A 4617-nucleotide genomic window follows, 5' to 3' on the forward strand; every position below is an offset into this window, starting at 1 on the left:
GGTTGCGCCTTTGCTGCGCGGGATGTATGCCCGTCAGCAGGACGGTTTTGGACAGGAACAGCCCCAACCGGCTGCTGAATCCCCGGCCTTCCATTCTGAGACCGTGGCCGTCTATCCGGATGATGTGGTGGTGGAACGGCTGCATATCGAGGAGCCGGAGCCGCCAGCCCCTGTGACTGAGCCGGAGAAAACCTTTGAGGAAGTGTTGGACGAACACCCGGTTTCCATTCAGGTCAATGGCCAGTGGCAGACCTTCCCCAATGCCAAAGCTGCCGAAGAAGCCTCCTATGAGGAATACAAGGCCAACCTGCGCCGCAATGCACAAAACTTCCGTATTACCGATGAGCATTTGGGTGAAGGCGGTCCAAAAGCCAAGTTCCAGGCAAATGTTAATGCCATTCGTTTGCTGAAAGAGCTGGAAGCTGCCGGACAGCAGGCAAGCCCCGAACAACAGGAGGTTCTTTCCCGCTATGTGGGCTGGGGCGGTATTCCTGATGCTTTTGACCCAGAGAAACCGGCATGGGCTTCCGAGTATACCCAGCTGAAAGAGCTGCTGACCCCGGAGGAATATGCCGCCGCCAGAAGCTCTACCCTCAACGCCCATTACACCAGCCCTACGGTCATCAAAGCAATTTATGATGCTGTGGGCCGTATGGGATTTGAGACCGGAAATATTCTGGAGCCATCTATGGGTGTGGGCAACTTCTTCGGTATGCTGCCGGAGGAAATGCGAAACAGCCGTCTATACGGTGTGGAACTGGACCCGATTTCCGGGCGCATCGCAAAGCAGCTCTATCCCAAGGCGGACATCACAGTGGGCGGCTTTGAGATCACTGACAGGCGTGACTTCTTTGACCTTGCTATCGGCAATGTACCTTTTGGTCAGTATCAGGTCAATGACAAAGCCTACAACAAGCTGAATTTCAACATTCATAATTACTTTTTCGCCAAAGCACTGGATCAGGTGCGTCCCGGCGGTGTGGTAGCTTTTGTGACCTCCCGTTATACCATGGACGCCAAGGATTCCACCGTGCGCCGCTATCTTGCCCAGCGTGCCGAGCTGCTGGGAGCGATCCGTCTGCCTAATGACGCGTTCAAAAAGAATGCTGGTGCCGAGGTGGTATCGGACATCATCTTTCTCCAAAAGCGGGACCGTCCGCTGGACATTGCACCAGAGTGGACGCAGACCGGACAAACGGAGGATGGGTTTGCCATCAACCGGTATTTTATCGACCACCCGGAAATGGTGCTGGGCAGACAGGAGCCGGTAAGCACCGCTCATGGTATGGATTACACCGTGAACCCTATCGAGGGACTGGAGCTTTCCGACCAGCTGCATGATGCTGTGAAGTACATTCATGGAACTTATCAGGAGGCAGAGCTGCCGGAGCTGGGCGAGGGCGAAGCCATTGACACCTCCATTCCTGCCGACCCAAATGTGAAGAACTATTCCTATGCCATTGTAGACGGGCAGGTGTACTACCGGGAAAACAGCCGCATGGTGCGCCCTGACCTCAACGCCACCGCCGAAGCCCGCGTGAAAGGTCTTGTGGGACTGCGTGATTGTGTGCAGGAACTGATCGACCTTCAGATGGATGCAGCGGTTCCAGACATCACCATTACCCAAAAACAGGCGGAACTGAACCGGCTCTATGACAGCTTTTCTGCCAAATACGGTCTCATCAATGACCGTGCAAACCGCCTGGCCTATGCAGATGATTCTTCCTATTACCTGCTCTGTGCGCTGGAAGTTATTGACGAGGACGGAAAGCTGGAGCGCAAGGCGGATATGTTCACCAAACGGACCATCAAGCCCCATCAGGCAGTGGCTACTGTGGATACGGCAAGCGAAGCGCTGGCGGTGTCCATCTCGGAAAAAGCCTGCGTAGATATGAGCTATATGAGCCAGCTTACCGGAAAAACAAAAGAAGAACTGGTCGGAGAGCTGCAAGGTGTGATCTTCCGTGTGCCGGGACAGCTGGAACAGGACGGCACACCCCATTATGTGACTGCTGATGAATACCTTTCCGGCAATGTACGCCGCAAACTGCGTCAGGCTCAGCGGGCGGCACAGCAGGACCCTTCTTTTGCAGTCAATGTGGAAGCTCTTACCGCCGCCCAGCCCAAAGACCTGGATGCGTCGGAGATCGAGGTGCGCCTGGGTGCTACCTGGATCGACAAGGAATATATCCAGCAGTTTATGTACGAGACCTTCAACACCCCGTTTTATCTCCAGCGCAGCATTGAGGTCAACTATTCCTCCTTTACTGCTGAATGGCAGATCAAGGGGAAATCTTCCGTATCTTACAACGATGTGGCAGCCTATACCACCTATGGGACCAGCCGCGCCAATGCTTATAAGATTTTGGAGGACAGTCTGAACCTGCGGGATGTCCGTATCTATGACACCATAGAGGACGCGGATGGAAAAGAGCGCCGCGTGCTGAACGCCAAGGAGACCACCCTGGCTGCTCAAAAACAGCAGACTATCCGGGAAGCCTTTAAGGACTGGATCTGGAAAGACCCGGAGCGCCGCCAGACTTTGGTGCGCCAGTATAACGAAGAAATGAACTCTACCCGTCCCCGCGAGTATGATGGCAGCCATATCACTTTTGGCGGCATGAACCCGGCCATTACCCTGCGGGAACACCAGAAAAGCGCCATCGCCCATGTGCTGTATGGCGGAAATACCCTGCTGGCACATGAAGTAGGCGCGGGCAAAACCTTTGAGATGGTGGCCGCTGCGATGGAAGCCAAACGCCTGGGCTTGTGCCAGAAATCTCTCTTTGTGGTTCCCAACCACCTGACTGAGCAGTGGGCATCGGAGTTTCTGCGCCTCTATCCTTCTGCCAACATCTTAGTCACAACCAAAAAGGACTTTGAGACCCATAACCGCAAGAAGTTCTGCGCCCGTATTGCGACCGGTGACTATGACGCCATCATCATGGGACACAGCCAGTTTGAGCGTATCCCCATCAGCCGGGAGCGCCAGGAAAGGCTTCTCTATGAGCAGATCGACGAGATCACCGAGGGCATCGCAGAGGTGCAGGCCAGCGGCGGCGAGCGTTTTACCGTCAAGCAGCTGGAGCGTACCAGAAAGTCTCTGGAAGCCAGACTGGAAAAGCTGCAAGCCGAGGGGCGAAAAGACGATGTGGTGACTTTTGAGCAGCTGGGTGTGGACCGGCTGTTCGTGGACGAGGCCCACAACTATAAAAACCTGTTTCTATACACAAAAATGCGGAATGTGGCGGGTCTCTCCACCAGCGATGCCCAAAAGTCCAGCGATATGTTTGCCAAGTGCCGCTATATGGATGAGATCACCGGAAACCGTGGCGTGATCTTTGCCACCGGCACACCGGTCAGCAACTCCATGACCGAGCTTTACACCATGCAGCGTTATCTTCAGTATGAACGCCTGCAAGAACTGAACATGACCCACTTCGACTGTTGGGCTTCCCGATTTGGAGAGACCGTCACAGCATTGGAGCTGGCACCAGAAGGCACCGGCTACCGGGCAAGAACGAGATTCAGCAAGTTCTTTAATCTGCCGGAGCTGATGAACCTGTTCAAAGAAGTGGCCGACATTAAGACTGCCGATCAGTTAAATCTCCCTACCCCGGAAGTGGAGTACCACAACATCGTGGCGCAGCCTACCGAACATCAGCAGGAAATGGTCAAAGCTCTTTCGGAGCGTGCATCGCTGGTACACAGCGGAACTGTTGACCCATCCCAGGATAACATGCTCAAGATTACCTCGGATGGCCGTAAGCTGGGGCTTGACCAGAGGATCGTCAACCAGATGCTACCGGATGAACCCGGAACAAAGGTCAATCAGTGCGTGGACAACATCATGCAGATCTGGCGGGACGGCAAAGCTGACAAGCTGACCCAGCTGGTGTTCTGCGACATTTCTACCCCGCAGGCAAAAGCTCCTGTAAGCAAGGCGGCGAAAACGCTGGATAATCCACTGCTTCACGCACTGGAAGGCGCTGTGCCTCTGCCGGAGCAGGAACCGGTCTTTACGGTATATGACGATATTCGTCAGAAACTCATTGCCCAGGGGATGCCTGCCGACCAGATCGCTTTTATCCATGAAGCCAATACCGAAGTGCGGAAAAAGGAGCTGTTCTCTAAAGTCCGTACCGGTCAGGTTCGTGTCCTTTTGGGCAGCACCGCCAAGATGGGCGCAGGCACCAATGTGCAGGACCGTCTGGTGGCGCTTCATGACCTGGACTGTCCGTGGAGACCGGGAGACCTTGCCCAGCGCAAGGGCCGTATCGAGCGCCAGGGCAACCAGAATCCTCTTGTCCATGTGTACCGCTATGTGACAGAAGGAACTTTTGACGCATACCTCTGGCAGACGGTGGAGAACAAGCAGAAATTTATCAGCCAGATCATGACCAGCAAAAGCCCGGTTCGCTCCTGCGATGATGTGGATGAAACGGCGCTTTCCTTTGCCGAGATCAAAGCCCTGTGCGCCGGAGATCCCCGCATCAAGGAGCGTATGGATTTGGATGTGGAGGTATCCCGCCTGAAACTGATGAAAGCCGACCACCAGAGCAAGCAATATCGTCTGGAGGACCAGCTGCTCAAATACTTCCCGGAGGAGATTGAAAA

At 54.6% G+C, this 4617-nt stretch carries 1 pseudogene; it reads left to right on the forward strand.

Annotated features, from left to right (window positions below):
• Positions 1-4617, forward strand: a pseudogene (locus GPK94_RS07375) (SNF2-related protein); the annotation flags it as partial.

Origin of the sequence: Pseudoflavonifractor sp. MCC625, from assembly GCF_018784545.1 — a bacterium.
Classification (GTDB): domain Bacteria; phylum Bacillota; class Clostridia; order Oscillospirales; family Oscillospiraceae; genus Pseudoflavonifractor_A; species Pseudoflavonifractor_A gallinarum.